We start from the raw sequence: 18,613 nt of genomic DNA, 5'->3' as shown, positions 1-18,613 counted from the left end.
CAGTCCCCGGGGAGCAGTGACGGGCACGGCACAACGGCTCTGCCGCGGCCCACCACAGACCAGCTCCCCGGAGCCGCCGGTCACCGGTGCCCTCTGCCCGCCCAGGACTTTCCCGATGTCCCCGCCTGCGGGTGCAGCGCCCGCACGGCGGCATAGGCGGTGAGGACGCGGTGGTGGCAGTGGCGCAGCAGATGCACCAGGTCCACGGGCAGTTCGGCATGGTGTACCACGGTCACGTCCGTGCCGGTGGCCTGGTGCAGGGCCATCAGGTCCGCCCCGTACGCCCAGTCCGATGCGGTGCGCGCGCAGGACGATCATCCGGTGCACCGCCGCGGCCTTCAGGGCGGCGCGTGCCGTCCGCTCCTGCGCGGATGCGTTGCCGTGCGCGGCGCAGGACGGGGCCCTCAGGGGCCGGCCGTCGGCCACCGCGTGCAGGACGTCGTGCCACAGCAGACGTCCGCCGCCACCGACGGTGGGGTGGACCACGACCCGTCCCGCCGCCGGATGGTGGGCGGCCAGCACGGTGCGGGTGAAGCGCACGTCGTCCTCACGGTCCACGACCACGGTGAAGGGCGAACGGCCCGCCGTGCGCAGCGCCTTGCGGGGCGGGCAGCGTCCGGAGGCAGCCGGACCGCACGCCAGAACGTCCACGGCGATCTCACCGAGCGCGTTGACCGGATCCAGCAGTCCCACCGCAGTCCGCCTCCTCGTATTCCACCGGTACTCCCGCACACGGGCGATGAGCCTCGGGCCGCGTGCGACCGGGGCATCAGGCGAAGCCGCCCAGCCGGCTGAACGCCCACCGCAGCACCTCACGGTCCACCCGCGGCCGGCCGGTGCGGGACAGTGCCAGACGCACGTGGGCGGTGAGGCGGGCCCAGTCACGGAAGTTGCCGTGTGCGGCATGCCGGTCGGCGAAGGCGATGTCGTCCGGGTCGGCGTCGGCCCACACCGGGTGGAACAGCGGGATCGTCTCGCCGACCTCGCCGGGGGTGAGGCGGGTGAAGTGCTGCCGGATGAAGATCCGCGACGACAGCATCGGCTCGCGGCGCAGCACGGTATGGCAGCCCTCGCCACCGACAAAGACAACCGCGAGCCGGGTGGAGGGTTCGTCCCACAGGCAGCGGAAGTACTCGAACGCCTCCCCGTTGAGCCACTGCACCTCATCCACGAGGAAGGTGCGGGGGCGTTCGGACAGGGCCGTCTTCAGCAGGCGGTCGAACTCACTGGGGTGGCGCGGCGGGGCCCCGGGCAGGTCGAGCGCGGTGAACAGCTCATAGCGCACCGCGCGGGCCGTGGGACGGGCCCGGAAGGTGATCTTGCGGACGTCCTCGGCAGGTTCGAGCTCGCCCAGGCACATGTTGCCGACAGAAGTCGACATGCCGTCGCATCCGTTGCTCAGCAGGCGAACCGTCCACCTCGGCACTTCACAAAGACCCTGGCATGGTGGCGGCGGACATTCCATCCCTGTCCGCGTATGCGCTCACAACACTGCCCCCGTAAGTCGATGCTCCCACAAAGTCAGACCATCTGCCGGTCAACCGGTGCGAAAGCGCTGCGCGACACCCGTCACTGGGTCCGTCATCAAACTGATCTTGCCCGTAGCGGGAGTGATGCGAGTGTGACTACCGCTCCCTAGAGAGGCGGCGGTCTTTTCGCAGCGGGTGACAAGGCCACGAGATCCCTCGAGTCGGTTGAATCAGCATTCGACGGGGTTGCGGTGGCGGTGGATTCCGGTGTCCCAAGCCCGGCGGCCTGCCGCCTCGCCGGCCACGACAGCGATGGTGCATTTGCTGGTCACTTCTTTCCAGGTTGGTGTGCCGATGCCGCGCCTACGGAAGGAGCACGGATCCCGCGTGAACCGTAGGCCGTGTCCGCGATCACACGATCCAGTCGGCAGCGGGGTCAGCCAAGGCCAATGCAGGACACTCGGATGCGCTCGGACAGGAGGCGTGCGGCGATGCTGTCGTGGTGCTGGTGAGCGGTATCACCAGCACCGTAAGCCGACCGCTATGTGTCCTTCTCGGTGCGCGGACACCGGCAAACTGGTCCTTGCGGCTCGAAGCACGCCGCTGCCGTCTGCCCAGTGCGCCAAGCTCGGGCGAAACTCCACCGAAGGGGACGCTGCGCACCCCTGACGCGGGGTGCGCTTCTCCTCCGCATGGGGAAACAACAATGCCCTAGAAGTCACGCCCGCTGTGCCCCGTGTCGCAGTGGAATTCGAGGGTGACACATGCGCGCACAGCCGAGTGCACCAACCTCGGTGGCATGTTCCTTGTTGCGACCGGAGACCGCCGTGACATCCTGAAGTGAAGACACGAGCAGATCGGCGCGTGCAGTCACCGCCCCGCTGGGTGCTACGCCCTGACCCCGACTCTGTACCCCCAGTGGTCTGTCCTGCACCAAGTTCTCTGTCCCAGGGAACAGCCCACAACTCGTCGCCTGGCGCGGCCGGGCCAGCGCTATCCCTCGCCCCGGGCTCTACGGCATCGAGCAAGTCCCCGTCCGCGGCGAACTTCGAATTCCAGGTCGCGCAAGACGGGTTCGTCGAGTACGACACCACCCAGGTCGGGTAAAGGATCGGGAGCCGCGCATCTCATAAAGATGCCCAAGAGGCAGAGGGTTCTACGGCCATGAGGCAAGGCTGTTCCTCTTGCCAGTGGCTCACCTGGGCCAGATCGTCAGGAAGGCCGAGACAAATGGCGAACCTTCGGCTCGCGTTCATAGACTGGACGTTCCGCAATGACGAGAATACCGAGGCCATCGGAACCCTGGGTGGCCATGGTGTGAGACTCACCGGGCAGCGCACCGTGGCCACGGATCGCGCCCCGCTGGGCACAGCCATCCTCAACGGGACGTTCACGGGATTTCATACGGCGTCCTTCAGCCCGCCGCTGCCCACGTCCGACCTCGTAGAAATCTTCGGCCTCAGGGGCGGAAGTTCATTCAGAGTGGAATTCGATGCCGAGGTGAAGGATCCTGTCTTCCATCTGGGGTCGCTCGCCTCGACCCTGGAATTTCTAGATCTTCCGGTGGGTACGGAGGTCACGCAACTCAGCGGCGACGCCGAGAAGTTCAAGGTAGACGGCAACAGGGTCACGGGCGAGGCGTTCCAACCATCCCCAGGGTCGACCGAGCCCACTGATTCCGACGGCACCGTGCGCCTCAGCGGCCTCTTCCGATCGATTGCTTTCACCCTGACGCCGAGGTTCACAGGCGGCGAAGGGCACGACGGGGTACACCTCCAGATCGGCGGGATGGTAGAGGCGGGAAGCGACATGGCCGAGATCAGAATCGACAGCAGTGGTTTGACCTTCACCAAGTTTTCTGTCTCAGGGCACAGCCAAGATGTCGTCGACGGCGCGAGCGCGCCTGTGCTCTCCCTCGCCCCCGGGGTCTACGGCATCGAGCAGGTCCCCGGCCGGCCGACGAGCTTCGGATTCCAGGTCACGCAAGAGGGGTTCGTCGAGTACGACGCCGCCCACGACGCATTTCTCGGAGGACGCGGCACCAGCACGCTGATTCTCCGCGGCTACCGCGTCACGATCGACGGGCGGGCGCTGTCGCATGACCTGGAGGCGTTCCTCAACGGCAGCGCGGCACGGTTCTCGAGGAGCACGGCCCATGAGTTGACGCTCCTGCCGGCCGAGGGGTACGCATTCGTCCCCGGCCCGAGGGTAGTGGTGCCGTTGTTCGACGTCGGTGTCGACGGAGCGGTGCGCCTGGCCGAAACCGTGGCGCAGTGCGCCTCGGTCGGTGTCTCCCCCAACGGCACACCCCTCGTCACCATCCACGGATTCACCGTCACCATCGACGGCCGAGCCCTGTCCCACGACCTCGAACCCTTCTTGAACGGCAATGACAAACGACTGCCGCGCACGAACGTCAACCAACTCGTCCTCATCCCGGCTCGAGGCTACGGCTTCGTCCCCGGTCCCAGAGTCATCGTCCCTGCGTTTGATCTCAACCCCGACGGCACTATCACCCTCACTTCCAGCACCGCCCAATGCGCCACCACCAGCACCACCCCCAACGGCACACCCCTCGTCACCATCCACGGATTCACCGTCACCATCGATGGCCGAGCCCTGTCCCACGACCTTCGGCCGTTCCTCAACGGAAACGACGCGGTGCTTTCGCGCGCCACCGTCCATGAACTGGTTCTGTTTCCTGCCGAGGGCTACGGATTGGTCCTGGCGCGAGGCTTCGCGGACTTCCGTTTCACCGTGACGCCCGACGGACAGGTGAGTCTCCGCCCCGACCATGCCGGCTTCGCGGACGTGAGCGGGCACACCCTGACGCTTCGCGGATACAAAGTAACCATCGACGCAACAGCTCTGTCCCACGATCTGAACCCTGAACTCCTCGGCTGGACCGCGGGGCCCCTATCGCGGACGACCACCCACGAACTGACCCTGATACCGGGCCAGAGCTACATGTTCATTCTCGCCAGAGGCATGGCCGACTTCCGTTTCGCGGTGACCACCGACGGACGGATCAGCTTCGGCCCCGAGCATGCCGCGTTCGCCGAGGCCACCGAGCGGACCCTCACGCTGCGCGGGTTCAAAGTAACCATCGATGCGCGGGCACTGTCCCACGACCTGAACCCCGAACTCCTCGGCTGGAAGGCGGGACCACTTTCGCGAGCATCCGTCCATGAACTGACCCTGATGCCAGGCCAGAGCTACATGTTCATTCTCGCCAGGGGTATGGCCGACTTCCGTTTCGCGGTGACCACCGACGGACGGATCAGCTTCGGCCCCGAGCATGCCGCGTTCGCCGAGGCCACCGAGCGGACCCTCACGCTGCGCGGGTTCAAAGTAACCATCGATGCGCGGGCACTGTCCCACGACCTGAACCCCGAACTCCTCGGCTGGAAGGCGGGACCACTTTCGCGAGCGTCCGTCCACGAACTGACCCTGATGCCAGGCCAGAACTACATGTTCATTCTCGCCAGAGGCATGGCCGACTTCCATTTCGCGGTGACCACCGACGGACGGATCAGCTTCGGCCCCGAGCATGCCGCGTTTGCTGAGGCCGCTGAGCGGACTCTCATTCTGCGCGGGTTCAAGATAACCATCAACGCAACAGCACTCTCCCACGACCTGAACCCCGAACTCCTCGGCTGGACCGCGGGGCCCCTATCGCGGACAACCACCCACGAACTGACCCTGATGCCAGGCCAGAGCTACATGTTCATTCTCGCCAGAGGCATGGCTGACTTCCATTTCGCGGTGACCACCGACGGACGGATCAGCTTCGGCCCCGAGCATGCCGCGTTCGCTGAGGCCGCTGAGCGGACTCTCATTCTGCGCGGGTTCAAGGTAACAGTCGATGCGCGGGCGCTGTCCCACGACCTGAACCCCGAGCTTCTCGGCTGGAAGGCGGGACCCCTTTCGCGGACAACCACCCACGAACTGACCCTGATGCCAGGCCAGAGCTACATGTTCATTCTCGCCAGGGGTATGGCTGACTTCCATTTCGCGGTGACGACCGACGGACAGGTGAGTCTCCACCCCGACCATGCCGGCTTCGCGGACGTGAGCGGGCACACCCTGACGCTTCGCGGATACAAAGTAACCATCGACGCGACAGCTCTGTCCCACGATCTGAACCCTGAACTCCTCGGCTGGACCGCGGGGCCCCTATCGCGGACGACCACCCACGAACTGACCCTGATGCCAGGCCAGAACTACATGTTCATTCTCGCCAGAGGCATGGCCGACCTCCGTTTCGCGGTGACCACCGACGGACGGATCAGCATTGGTCCCGAGCATGCCGCGTTTGCCGAGGCCACCGAGCGGATCCTCACGCTGCGCGGGTTCAAGATAACCATCGATGCGCGGGCGCTGTCCCACGACCTGAACCCCGAACTCCTCGGCTGGAAGGCGGGACCACTTTCACGGACGACCACCCACGAACTGACCCTGATGCCAGGCCAGAACTACATGTTCATCCTTGCTCGAGGCATGGCCGACTTCCATTTCGCAGTGACCACCGACGGACGGATCGTGCTGGATCCGCGGTACTCCCGTTTCGCCGTGGCTTCCTGGCGCACGCTGACCATTTCCGGCTTCTCGGTCACCGTTGACGGGCGGGCTTTGCCGCATGACCTGATGCCGGAGTTGTTGGGCTGGTCCGCCGGCGTCCTGTCACGCAGCACCGCCCATCGGGTCACGCTCATTCCGGCGGCCGTCTACGTCCTGACCGCGGTCGGAGTGCCGGGCGTTCGCTTCCAGTTCAGTCTCGGTGTCGACGGGGTGATCGCACGGCTCGACGGGCCTGACGCATTGGTTCTTTCCCTGGCGGTGCCACTGGCGCCCCGGGGCAGCCCTTTCGCACTGCGCCGCGCGCTCGACGTGGCTCGCCTGGAGCACGACATCAAGGTGATCGACGTGGACGCCAGGGAGGTGACGCTGGGCAGGATTCACGAGTGGCAGCGCATGGGGGCCCCGACGCATCATCCGAACTTCGGTGGCACTATTTTCGGGTTCGTACGCGGGGCCGAGAAGAACCAGGACCGGCGGCGGGAAGAACTCGCCGGCCTGCGCACCCGGCTCGACGGCGCCGCTCAGCAGCTCACCACCGCCCTCGATGCTGAGGCTCCACTGTTCGGCGAGCGGACCAACATGCCGATCGCACTACTGCCCGTGCGCATCGAGACGAAGTGGGCCGCCGACAAACGCAGCATCAAAGTGCGGGTCTACCCTGACGACATCCATGTCGACGCGTTCGAGCCGGCTCTGACTCCCCACGAGCTTGAAGGGGCCCGCGCCTACTGGGCCGATCCGGGCGACCGGGCATGGCAGACACTGCTCCGCACGGTGGCCGCACCGCGCGCAGCGTGGGCGACGCGTGCCACACGCCCCGGCACGCCCGCCCCTCGGCTGCGGGATCCGGCACGCAGGCAGGCTCCCGAGGTGTCCACACTGCCCGCCCAGTGGCGCTTCCTCGGGTTCGTCGGCGGGCAGGCAGTCGTCGACCAGACCGGCACAGCCATCCCCGACCCGCTTCCGCTCGGTCTGCTCGCCGCAGACGAGTCCGCGCCCGACCACGGGCATGCGCAGTGGGCGATCGACTTCGACGCCGCGGTGGCCGCCGGCATGGGGGTCGTACTGACCCTGCCCGCGGGATGCGACCATCTGGACGAACTCTTCGTCATCGGGGTCAGCGACCTGCCACCGGAAGCCGGGGCGGAACGGCTGCGCCGAAACCTGCACAGCCACGCGTTCACCGACGGACTGGGCTTCCTCTCCCCCGGCACGCCGACGAACAACACGCCTGAAACCCGCTCCGCGTGGTCTTCCCGTCCGGTACCGATGCCGCCCGCCGCGCTGCCCGCGCTGGCGGACCGTACCGACGCCGCCCGCCTGGCACGGGCACTCGGACTGGATCCCGGCAACGGAGCCGGACCCGGCGCGGCGTTCCTCGCGGAGTGCCCGGGTGCCGGGCACGACGGCGACGGCCCCATCGCCGCGCTGTCGCAGTTGAGCTGGTGGGCGCTGGCGCTCGCGTTCCAGATCGAATCGCTCATGCTCGACAGCGGCAGCCCGCTGTCGGAAGAGGCGCGCAAGCAGGCCAACGCACGCTGGCAGGAGGTACGGGCTCATCTGGCCGCGCACGTCCGTAGCCGCGGACCGCTGCCCACCGTCCGGCTCGGGCGACAGCCGTACGGATTCCTCCCGGTGACAGCCGTCGACGAGTGGGTTCCGGACCGCCCCGACGGCGCCGACGCGCTGATCCTGCCCTGGCTGCAGCGGCTGCGCCATCACTGGAGAGGCGCGCTCGCTCCGGGCTGGATTCCGCGCGTGACCGACGGCACGCCGGCCGACCGGATCGCCGCCGACATCCTGTCGAGGCTTCCGGTGTCGAACGACTTCGTGATTCGTCGCGAAACGACCTCCCGGGGCGCACACGAGAAGTGGGACCGCGTCAGCAAACGCGCCCCCGGTCCCACCGTGGCGGTCGCCGGCGTCCGGTCCGGAGTGCGATGGACCATTCCGTCCGAGCTGATCAGCAACTTGTCCTGGACTTCCGACACCACGGAACCGGACTACTCCCTCGTACCACAGCGCCTCGCACCGAATGCCGACAGGTATCCAGGCCTCTTCGACGCCAGTCACCGGCATTTCGTGGACGCCGTGGCGGTACTCCGCAATCAGCTGACCGACGAGCAGTACATGGCGCGGTGGCCGTTGACCGGCGATGGCCTCCCCTCCCCCGACCGCAAGCCGACCATCTTCGGGAACTTCCGCTTCAACACGGCGGCCCAGAAGCCCAGCGATTTCGTTCCGCTGCTGCTGAACGGCGACAGCCGGAACGTCCTCCAAGACCATGGTGGCGACGTCTTCGGCGACGAGACGGACATCGCCTTCACGATTCCCCGGACCGTCGACCGGCTGGTCTTCGTACGACGGCAGGGCGGTCCGACGGCCGAGGCCGACACGGCCGCGCTCATCGCCTCCGTACAAGCGGGGCTGCCGGCGGCCGATGCGATGGCAGCAGGTCTGAAAGCCCTCGCGGCAGCGGCCCCGAGTGAATTCCTGCCGCTGGCCTTCGAGTTGCTCGACGTCTACTCGCACCGGTGGGACGCGTGGGCGACCTCCTTGGCCACCAGGAGGCTCAGCGAGACCCGGGCGGCCGGCACCACCGGCATCCGCCTCGGCGGCTACGGCTGGGTGGAGAACCTCTACCCCGGTTCGGCGAAGCCGTCCGACGGGTACGTGCACGCCCCCTCGCTGCACCACGCGGCCACCGCAGCCGTGCTCCGGTCCGGCTATCTGGCTCATCGCGACGAGGCTCCGCCGCCCGTCGACGGGCAGCCCCAGCCCCCGGCCGACGGCGCGCTCTCGCCGCTCGCCGTCGACCTGACCTCCCGGCGGGCCAGGACCGCCCGCTGGCTGCTCGGCGGGGTCCGGCGCGGTCAGAACCTGGGGGCGCTGCTCGGGTACCGCTTCGAGCGGGCTCTGCACGATGCGGATCTGGACCGGGAGAAGGACAAGTTCCGGCACACGTTCCCCGCACCGGTCGCCCCCGAGCCCGCAACCGGGCAGCCCGACCCCGAGCTCTGGGCGCGCAGTTCCGCGGCGATCGCCGCCCGGAACGTCGTCGACGGCATCGCGCTCGCGCGGGCCCACGCGGCCGGCACGGTGGACGGGCTGCTGCTCGCGGACGGGCGGCCGCCCGCCGACCCGCTGGTCCTTCCCCTGCTGAACGATCTGGTCGACGCGCTCGACGCGGTGAGCGACCTGCTGCTCGCCGAGAGCGTGCACCAGCTCGTCGGCGGGAATCCCATGCGGGCAGGCCTGGCCGCCGACACCCTGGGCAGCGGTCAGCACGTACCGGATCGGTTCGACGTACTGCGCACCCCGCACCGGGGGCGGGCCGTCACCCATCGCATCGCGGCTGTGCTGCCCGCCGCCCCATCGCGTCCTGCCGGGTGGGGTGCGGACCTGTTCTCCGCACTCGAACCGCGGGTGGACGCCTGGGCGGCGGGTCTGCTCGGGCCTGCCGCCGCATGGAAGCTGGCCGGTACGGTCAAGGACGGATCGGCGTCAAGGCCGTTCGACGTCACGCTCGAACGGATCGGGTTCAGCACGCTGGGACTGGTCCTGGATGCCGCCGGCAGCACGCACCGCAGGCTGTACGCCAGACTCGGTCAACTGTCCCAGATCTCCGCCGTGGAGGTTCAGTTCACACGGGGCTGGGACGAGCTGCGCGCAGTCGCCGGCCGGATCCAGGGCCTGCTGGCGAGCGCCGGCCCCCTGCTGCCGGCGCATGTACTCGACGACCGGCCCGGCGGGCCCGACCTACCGGCACCCGACAACGAAGAAGTGCGGCGGCGGGTGGCGGGCTTCGTCGCCGGCCTCGCTGACGCCGGGCTGCGGAACACCCTCGGCATCGAGGGCGACCTGACCCGCCTCGAGGCACTTGCCGCGGACGCGACCGCCCCCGGGTGGCTGGGAAACGTGACCCGCGCGCTGGGCGAGCTGCTCGGCACCGCCCTTCCGCTCACCGCGCTGCTGCCCGGCGTGGCGCTGCCCGCCTCCGCGACCGGTACGTCCGGCGCGGCCGTGGCCGACTGGGTGCGCCGCCTCGGCACGGTCCGGCCGGCGGTCCGGACCTGGCACGAGACACTGCTGCTGGCGGGCGCCCGAGCCGGCAGGCCCTGCCGGCTGTCCGCGTCGCAGCTGCCGCGGGGCGGCGCATGGATCGGCGGGACCTTCGACCCCCTGAAGCGGCCCCCGGCCCGCCGGCACTTGGTCTGCCACACGCCGGCCGATCTGCCCGCCGGCAAGCCGATCGCGGGGATCGTCTTCGACGAGTGGGCCGAGGTGCTGCCCGGCGCCGATGCGTTGGCCGCGACGAAGACGGGACAGGACCCGGTTCCGGTGGAGTCGGAGCTGACCGGAGTGGCGTTCCACTTCGACCGGCCCGACGCGAAGGCGCCGCAGGCCGTCCTGATCGCCGTGCCGCCCGACCCCGTACGCGGCTGGACCGCTGACGGACTTGCCCTGGTGGTGCGCGACACCCTGGAGCTGGTCAAGATGCGCGCGGTCGACCTCGCCGATCTTCCGCTGATCGACGACATACTCCCCGCCTCCCGGGTTGGCGACTTCGGCAGCACGGCGCTGGCGTCGATGCTGGAGGACTTCTGGATCGAGCTGGCAGAGGAGTAGCCGATGCCCCGGACGGCGTTTGAACACAACGGAGTATTTCGGTTCCGGCTGGAGCCGCTCTCGCGTACCCACGAGGTGGCCTCCGGGCTCGCGGCCCGCGTACACGATCCCGCATGGGCCCTCGTGCGGCAGTGGCAGTTCGGCGAATTCGCCGGCCAGGATGCCGGCTCGCCCGTGCTCGCGCAGATCGACGGGCACAGCACCCTCGTTTCCGCATGGCGGCCGGCGGGCCAGGGGGACCTGCCGGCTCCGGCGGGTCCCCGGCCCTGGGTGCCGTACGACCCGACGACCGGTCCGCTCGATGCGCTCGTCGAGTCGGAGGATGCCGCCGGTCCGGACGAATACCTGCGGGTGGAAGGCGGCGCGCATTTCGTCCGGCTGCTGGACGAGGCAGGCATGACGGCCAAGCTCCCGCAAGTCCTGGCCGCTTACGCGTTCACGTCGATGCCCGCGGAGCCGGCGAATCTCGTCACGCTGCTCGCGCCCAAGGTCCCCGATGCGGTCGAACTGGCCAAGGATCTGGACGGCAACGGGCTGCGGGTACCGGGGCTGGCCGCCGTCGGCGAACGGTGGATCGGCTGGTGGCACAGGGTCGCTCCCGCGACGGTGCCCTCCGAACCCGGTACGCCGGATGCGCTCGACACGTTCGATCCGCACCGCTTCGAGCACAGCGCGGACTTCTCGTTCGGCGACCGGGTCTTCCATGCCGAGGAATACCTGGGCGACGGCTTGGACTGGTTCAGTGTCGATCTCGACCCCGCCGCCTCACCGGCAGCGGGCTCGGCACCCGTCAGGCCGTTCCGTCACGAGGTGGTCCCCTCGACCGTACGCTTCGGCGGGATCCCGGCCGATCGCTTCTGGGAGGCGGAAGACTCCCAAGTGGACTTCGGGTCGACGGAAGTCTCCGCGCTGGACACCGGCCGCCTGCTGCTGATCGCCTTCGCCGAGGTCTACGGCAACGACTGGTTCCTGGTCCCGCTGGAAGTGCCGGCCGGTTCGCTGACGACGCTGAAGCCGATCGTCGTCACCGACTCGTTCGGCGCCACGCACACCGTCGAACGCGCCGGGCGCGACAACCCCCACTGGAACCTGTTCACGGTCACCGGCGCCGACGACGGACTGCTGCTCCTGCCGTCCGGACAAGGCGCCGTCGGCGAGCGGCTCGAATCGGTGATGCTCGCGCGCGACGAACTGGCCAATCTCGCGTGGGCCGTCGAGACGTCCTTCACCGATGTCCGGGGCGAGCTCGTCGACCGCAGGGCGCGCTGGCTGCGCATCGCCCCGCAGGGGCCGCCGCCCAACCCGGCCGGTTCGTACGCGGTGCAGACGATCGTGCCCGACTACTGGCTGCCGCTCGTGCCGCACGCGACGACGGCGGCGTCGATCCGGTTCGCCCTCGTGCCACTGCTGCAGCCCGGCGCGGACTCGAAGCCGCTCGGCAGTCTGCTGCACACCGACCACTGGGTGCACGAGGAGGAGGTGCCGAGGGAGGGGGCGCTGGTCACCCGCCGCCCGGTGCTCGCGAGGTGGTTCGACGGCTCCTGGCACGGGTGGGTCCGCCGCGAGAAGAACCCCAGTGGCGGTGAGAGTTCCAGCGGACTGCACTTCGATGTGGTCCGGCCGTCCGAGACATGGCCGTAGGCGGTACGTACCACAGCCGCGATGCAACGGTTACGTCACGCAGGCGGTTCGCCGACCATCGCGCTCGCCGAGAAGGCCAGTTGGAACGGGCGCTGGAAGAGGATCCGCGCGAAATCCGAAGCGTCCAGGCCCTCCCACCCGGGAGGGTCCTGGCCGGGGGCGAGGGTGGGCGGGCGTCCGCCGGTCACCCTCGGTACGACGAATCCGTTCACGGTCGGGACCTCGTCCCAGGTGAGGTTGGGCCAGGAGTCGAACGGCGGGGATTGGGGCGTCCGTACGTCGAAGCCGAACTGGGCGCCGCGCATGGGTTCGCGCATCACGAACATCCAGCGGTCGGCGACGGCCTGTGCGGCGGTCAGGCCGGCGAACCCGTACAGGTTGGTGCGTTCGTCCACGGGCAGTACGAACCTGGGTTCCTTCCAGGTGACGTCCGGGCTTTCCACCTTCCGGTCCACGGACTTGGCGGCGAGGACGACGGTGCCCGGATACCGCTGCAGTACCTCGCCGCGGATCAGGACGACGAGAAGGCTCGTGCCCCGGTCGGGGCCGTGGTCGCCCAGTCTGTCGTCCAGCCCCCAGCGGGCGATCTCGCCGTAGCCGGGGGCGGCGCCGCCCGGCGGCCAGAAGCGGGAGAACGGTGTGCCCGCCTCGTCCGTCGGATACTCGCGCCACCGGAGCTCGCGGTTGAACTCCTGGTTCAGTCCGACCAGCATCGCCTCCACGAAGGCCGGGTTGGGTTCGAGGAGCGTCGAAGAGTTGTCAGGGAAGGCCGAGATGCCCGGTACGGCCCATTCGGGCCAGCGGGTCAGCAGCTCCGCCGCGACCGGGAACCCGAACTCCGGGTGGGTCATGATCGGGCGCAGCGGGCGGGCGTCCTGGTCGGTGCGTTCACCCATCACCACCTGGCCGAGACGCGACGTCATGTGTCCCATAGCCTGCGGGACCGGGCGGATAGCGCTCCGGATGCGCGTGACGAGTGTGCCGGACGTCATGCCCAGACCGGCTGCGGCCAGTAGGGGTGTGGCTCGCTCCTCGGCGCTGATCTTCCGACGGATCCCGCGCAGGGCCCCCTGCCGCGCCGGAGGCTGCGCCGCTGCACGAGGCTCACCCTGCTGTTCCCGTTCGTGCTTCATGACGAAGAGGGCTTCGAGTTCCTTTCTCGGGTCGCCGAACTCGGGGAACATCGGGCCGTCTATGCCTTCCTCGCAGAAGTCGACGGCGATCATCCACAGTCCGAACAGCACGTCGTTGAGGGTCTGGGACGCGAAGGCGGCCGACGGGTCGCCGGCGCGGGCCTCCGATGCGGCCATCGGCCCGTGTACGACTTCGCCGGCCGGCGGGATCGCGGAGCGCTCGACCCCGGCAAGCCAGGTCGACGGCAAGGAGAGCTTCGAGGCGTCCAGGGCCCGGCTGAGGAAGGGCGCGGCGGCCGGCGCGCTCACGTCACTCACCGGGACCGCTGCCGGCGCCGGCGCCGAGGCCGCTGCCACCTGCATGGCCCGGCTGCTGCGGCGGCGGAGCGCGCCGCCGGGGCGGGTCAGCCGGACGAAGGCCGTCGTGGCGACGCCGTCCGGGACGGCCGAGTGGCGCAGCAGGCTCGCGACCGGCCGTCCGCCCGTGCCCTCCTCCTCGGTCTCGACGACGTCACGGTAGAGCGAGGACAGTTCGGTGAGCGGGGCGGTCCGCATGGGGTCGAGGTGTTTGGCCTGTGCCGCCCGGGCGGCCTCGGCGGCGAGTTCCGTCGCCGCGAGGGCCTGGTTCGCCTCGTTGACCTCCCCGACCTGCTCCCAGGCGCGGGCCATCAGGAATTCCTGTTCCAGCTGGACGTAGCGGGCGCCGATCGCGGCCGCGATGCGATATTTCACCTGTGTGTTCAGCTCGTTCATCCAGCCGTCCGCGGGAACCTGCTGCGCGCCGGTGTGATGGCTTCCGTACAGGGGTGCGGCGACGGCTTTCTCGTCGCGGTCCGGCGGCATCCCCACCCGGTCGGGCTGCCGCCGGGCCGCCGGCGCGTCCAGGTGGTCGATGATCAGCTCACGGAACTTCTGCATGCTGGCCGTGTCGCTCCACACGTCTTTCGCGGTGTCGGTGTGCGGCAGCCGCAGGGCGCCGTGGACGGGCACGGTGACCTGCGCGGGTGCCACGCCCTGCAGTACGTCCTTGTGTGGCCACGGGCGGCGTACGTCCACGGTGCGGGAGCCGAAGCCGTCGAGGCTGTCTCCCTCGACCGGTGCGACCTTGCGGGCGAGTTCCTCGAACGATCCTTTCGGCCCGGTGCGAAAGCGCCACGAGTGATAGACGGGCAGCCGGGCGTGCGGCTGTCCTGGCGACCATGCCGGGGCGGTGCCGTCCGGCGGCGGTGTGTCGCCGAGACCGGCGGCGACGCCCGCTTTGGTGGCCGGGACCACGCACGCCAGCCAGCCTTGGTCCGGATCGAGCGCGCGCGGGCAGATCAGCCGGGCGACGACGTTGTCGACGCCGCTGCGTACATCCCGGGTGACGGCGCCGTCGGGGGTCTCGCCGTCCTCCACCCGCGCCTCGACGTGTACCCACGCCCAGGCGTCGCCCAGGTCGGGCAGTGCGGTCGCGGGGGCTTCGACTACGGGCAGCGGGACACCCTGCTTCAGGTCGCCCTCGTCGTCGCGCAGGACGAGCAGGGCCAGCCATGGCACCTTCCGGGCGGCTGGGAAGCTGAGCAGCCACGGGAGGCTCGCGTCCGAGAACTCCACATGGGCGAGGTAGTTGGCCGGGCTGTTCGGGCATCCCGGCGGCGGTTCCTCCCGTACGACCACCGCGCGGTCGAAGCCGATGGTGTCGCCGGGGCCGAGGAGCTGGAGGGCGGGGCCGGGGCGGTCGGGGAAGGTCTCGTCCTCCATGCCTTTGATCGCCCGGGTGATACGGACGGCGGGGCTGAACGACGGCCTGGAGCCTGTCACCGATGTCGCGTCGGCCGCGGCGCCGACCTCTGCGGACGAGATGAACCAACGGCGGGTCATCGCAGGATCTCCACCTTCATCGTGTCGATCGGTCGTTGCGCGGCACGCCACCGGTCGGCCCTCTCGGCCGCGCGCACAAGGCGGGCGAAGCCTTCGAGGACGAACGCTCCGGTGCCGGCCAGGGCCCGGCCGTTCTGCGGCGGTGGCCCGGTGAACCAGTCCGGCTCGACCTTGTAGCCGGTCTCGTAGCTCTCGTCGACGAGGTGCCGTGAGCCGATCCGGACGTCGGTGTCGGAGAGCCGGACGCCGCTCGTACAGTCTTCGAAGGCAGGGCGGGACAACTGCTCTTCGTCGTTCATCGCGAAGAATTCGCCGGGTACGAACGGCTCCGTGAGCGGTCCGAAGGTATCCATCGGTTCGTCCGTCGCCCGCTCGACAGGGGTGATCCGCCACGACTGCTCGGGCACACCCACCCGGTGGAATCGGGTGATCGGCTTTTCGAGCGGGACGACCTTCTCGCTCACGCGGAAGGTGGCGTCCGGCGCTGCCACTTCGCCGCGGGCTAGCAATCCGTTGGCCACGTCGGTGTATCGCAGGCCACTGCGGTCCGCCAGGCTGCGCTCGGCCGTCCAGGCGTCCGGCTTGGCCAGTGCGTCGCGCAACAGCGGGAGGATGTCCTCGGCCCGGGCCGCCGACGCCGGGAGTTCGCCCCACCGCTCGTCGAAGTCCAAGGACACGTCCCAGAACAGCACGGAGATGGTTCCCGTGCCGAACGCGTGCCAGGGCGCGGGCCCTTCCAGGGTGAAGTCGAGCCCTATGGAGGCCAGTCGCTCGCCGAATGCGAGGACGGCGACCCCGGCGTACACGTGCACGGCGAAGGACAGCGTCGGCTCCCACACGAAGAGCGCGTCGAGGCCGAGGTAGCCCTCCACACCGCACCCGGCGATCACGGCGTCGAGGTGGAGCTTGGCGCCGAACTGCAGCGAGTTCGAGGTCAGCGCCAGGTATGCCTCCGCGCGCAGGCTGATGATTCCGTTGCCCAAGTCCATGGACAGCCGCTGCAGTTGGGGTACGCCGGGCGGGCGGGAGTAGCGCGGGTGGAAGCCGCCGGCGGACAGGACGAACACCGCCTCGCGTCCGCCGCGCAGCAGCAGGAAGAACTCACCGGCGACGGGCAGGCCGACGATGCGCGACCCGGTGAGGGTCGCCAGCAGCTCGACCGACGGCACACCGGGATCGATCTTGCCGAAGACGTTGGCCTGGAGCCGGATCAGCGGCACGACGGGATCCGGCAGGGCGATCGTCAGCCGGCCGACAAGGAAGGCCCGTACCGGGTCGGGCATGTCCAGGATGAGCGCGGCGGACAGGGAGACGATCCGGCCGCCCCAGGTGATGCGCACCATCGGGCCGATGACGAACCGGCTCCTCGCGACCGGGAAACAGGCTTCCAGGGAGCCCGCTATCTCGTCGGCACGGGCGACGGCGTTGCCCGGGAACAGGATCCGGTCGGCGTTGCCGTCGAGGATCAGCCCGCGCAGACGCTCCTCGTCGACCCGCCGGTTGACGCCGACCAGGCCGCCGACCGCGTCGAGTGCGAAGCCGAAGCTGAGCTGGATCCCCGGGTACCCGAACTCCGCACCGAGCAGTATCAGGAACGACAACTGCTTGTCATTGACGGGGAGTTGCAGCAGTCCGATCGCCTGTACGCGGACCACGCCGAGGTCGACGTCCAGGACGCCCGCGTACGCACCGCTGCCGGCTTCACCGCGCTGCTGCACCGACCCGCCGCCGGAGACCGGGCCCGCAGCGAGCCCGATGCCCATTCCGGTGGGGAAGTTCGCCGAGATGCGCAGTGGGTCGACACCGATCCGGTCGGCGTCGAAGCTGACGGGCAGGCTGAGCCCCAGGCCGTCGAGGTCGGCGCTCAGCGGGAGGGCGGCCGGCTTCGCGAACAGGGACAGCGTCGGTCTGAGGACGACTCCGGTGCCGTCGTCGTCGAGTTCCAGTGCGAAGCGCCGGGCGGTTGCGCCCGGAAGGTTCAGGCTGACGGGGAGTTCGAGGCGGGCGACGCCGTCCCCGAACCGCAGGCCGTCCGCGCGGCTCGCCCGGATGGCGAAGTCGGTCTTGCTAGTGGTAGTGGCGCCGCTGTCGCCCAGGAAGGACGAGAGCGCGGGCGGCAGTACGGCTGCTTGGAAGCCCAGCACGCCGAGTTCGACGGTGAAGGGGACCTGGGGTGATGTTGTCGCCGTGAGGTGGAGGGCGTCCATCGAGACGTGGGGCCCGTCGGCCGGGCCGCAGGTGATCTGAGCACGATGGGCCAGGGTGATCGTCGCGGTCCCCGCCGGGGTCACGGACGCGCCGCCGGGAGAGAAGGACGCGGTCCAGGCGTCCTGGGACTGCGCTTCGGCGGTGACGCTCCAGAGGCCGTCGGGGTGTGCGCGGCTGAACGTCACGCCCGGGGTGACGACGACATCGACGGTCGGGCCGGTGTCGTCCGGCCCCGGTGACACGGCGAGCACGGCGCGGGAGCCGCCGTCGGTCAGTACGAGGGCCAGACCGCGTGCCGCTCCGGGTGCGCGCTCCCATCCATGGGCGCGGACGGGCGATCCGGCGTCGGTGACGTCGCCGAGTGCTTCGCGCAGCAGCCGGAGCAGGGCGTGGCTGTCGGGGAGGGCGGCCAGCGGCTCCAGGAGCTTGTCCTGCAGTGCCGAGTGCTCGTCGGCGAGCGCCTGAAGGCCTGCCAGCGGGTCTCGTAGGGTGCGTGCCGCGTCGTCGGCCAGCTTCCAGAACAGCGCCGACACGGTCTTCAAGAGAGTGTTCGGATCCATCGCAGCTCGCCTTCCCAGCGGAATCGCGGGAAACGCCGTGCTCTTTCGACAGTAGGTCCCCAGCCCGACCACGGCGAGTTCACGGCCTGCGGTCGCGGATCGTGGCCGGTCCGCGACCGCAGGCGAGCAGCATGGGGAGTCGCGCTTCCGGGGGTTCAGAGAGGGATTTCACCAGCAGCGGGACGCACGCGCTGTATCGGACGGGGGGCCGGCAGGTGGCCGGCCACCCCATCCCGGACATGGATGTGCACAGCAGGTCATCGAGTCTTGGACATACTCATACACATCTCCGAGGGAGACTTCCGCGCCCGCGTCTGAGTCGGCCTCGCCGGTCTCCGGGCCCTCGACCACGGAGGCGATCACGTTCGCGGCCGGAACGCTCTCGACCCCGAGGTAGCCCTGATCGACCTGGGCCAGACGGCCACGGGGTGAGCGCCGGAACGTCGGTCCTGGCGACCGAAGTCAGCCCGACGTTGCACGCCTCCACCAGCAGCACGGCGCAGTGACCCGTGCTCATGCACGAACCACG

At 69.5% G+C, this 18,613-nt stretch carries 6 protein-coding genes; 2 read left to right on the top strand and 4 right to left on the bottom strand.

Annotated features, from left to right (window positions below):
• Positions 1–80: 80 nt before the first annotated feature.
• Together ACWCPF_RS41315 and ACWCPF_RS41310 are read right to left on the bottom strand one after the other, a co-directional pair.
• On the bottom strand, positions 81–266 hold the full coding sequence (locus tag ACWCPF_RS41315; RefSeq protein ID WP_451050293.1) for a hypothetical protein: 186 nt from the start codon (positions 264–266) through the stop codon (positions 81–83).
• A 503-nt stretch (positions 267–769) separates the two neighbouring features.
• Entirely contained in the window at positions 770–1,381 is a 612-nt protein-coding gene (locus tag ACWCPF_RS41310; protein WP_451050292.1) for an ATP-binding protein, read from the bottom strand.
• 1,897 nt (positions 1,382–3,278) lie between these two features.
• Here ACWCPF_RS41310 and ACWCPF_RS41305 point away from each other — a divergent pair.
• Together ACWCPF_RS41305 and ACWCPF_RS41300 are read left to right on the top strand one after the other, a co-directional pair.
• Positions 3,279–10,679 (top strand): hypothetical protein, encoded by a 7,401-nt coding sequence (locus ACWCPF_RS41305; protein ID WP_451050291.1) that lies wholly within the window; start codon positions 3,279–3,281, stop codon positions 10,677–10,679.
• Between the two features lie 3 nt (positions 10,680–10,682).
• Positions 10,683–12,320: a hypothetical protein gene (locus ACWCPF_RS41300; protein ID WP_451050290.1), complete on the top strand. Its 1,638-nt coding sequence runs from the start codon at positions 10,683–10,685 to the stop codon at positions 12,318–12,320.
• A gap of 35 nt (positions 12,321–12,355) precedes the next feature.
• Here the strand turns inward: ACWCPF_RS41300 and ACWCPF_RS41295 are convergent, their stop codons facing one another.
• Entirely contained in the window at positions 12,356–15,316 is a 2,961-nt protein-coding gene (locus ACWCPF_RS41295; RefSeq protein ID WP_451050289.1) for a hypothetical protein, read from the bottom strand.
• Complete coding sequence (locus ACWCPF_RS41290; RefSeq protein WP_451050288.1) at positions 15,313–18,084, bottom strand: DUF6603 domain-containing protein; 2,772 nt, start codon at positions 18,082–18,084, stop codon at positions 15,313–15,315. Before ACWCPF_RS41290 ends, ACWCPF_RS41295 begins: the two co-directional genes overlap by 4 nt.
• Between the last annotated feature and the right edge of the window lie 529 nt (positions 18,085–18,613).

It is taken from the genome of Streptomyces sp. NPDC001858, assembly GCF_053594615.1.
Note: the sequence above shows the minus strand (reverse complement) of the source record. Positions and strands in the feature narration are given on the sequence as shown.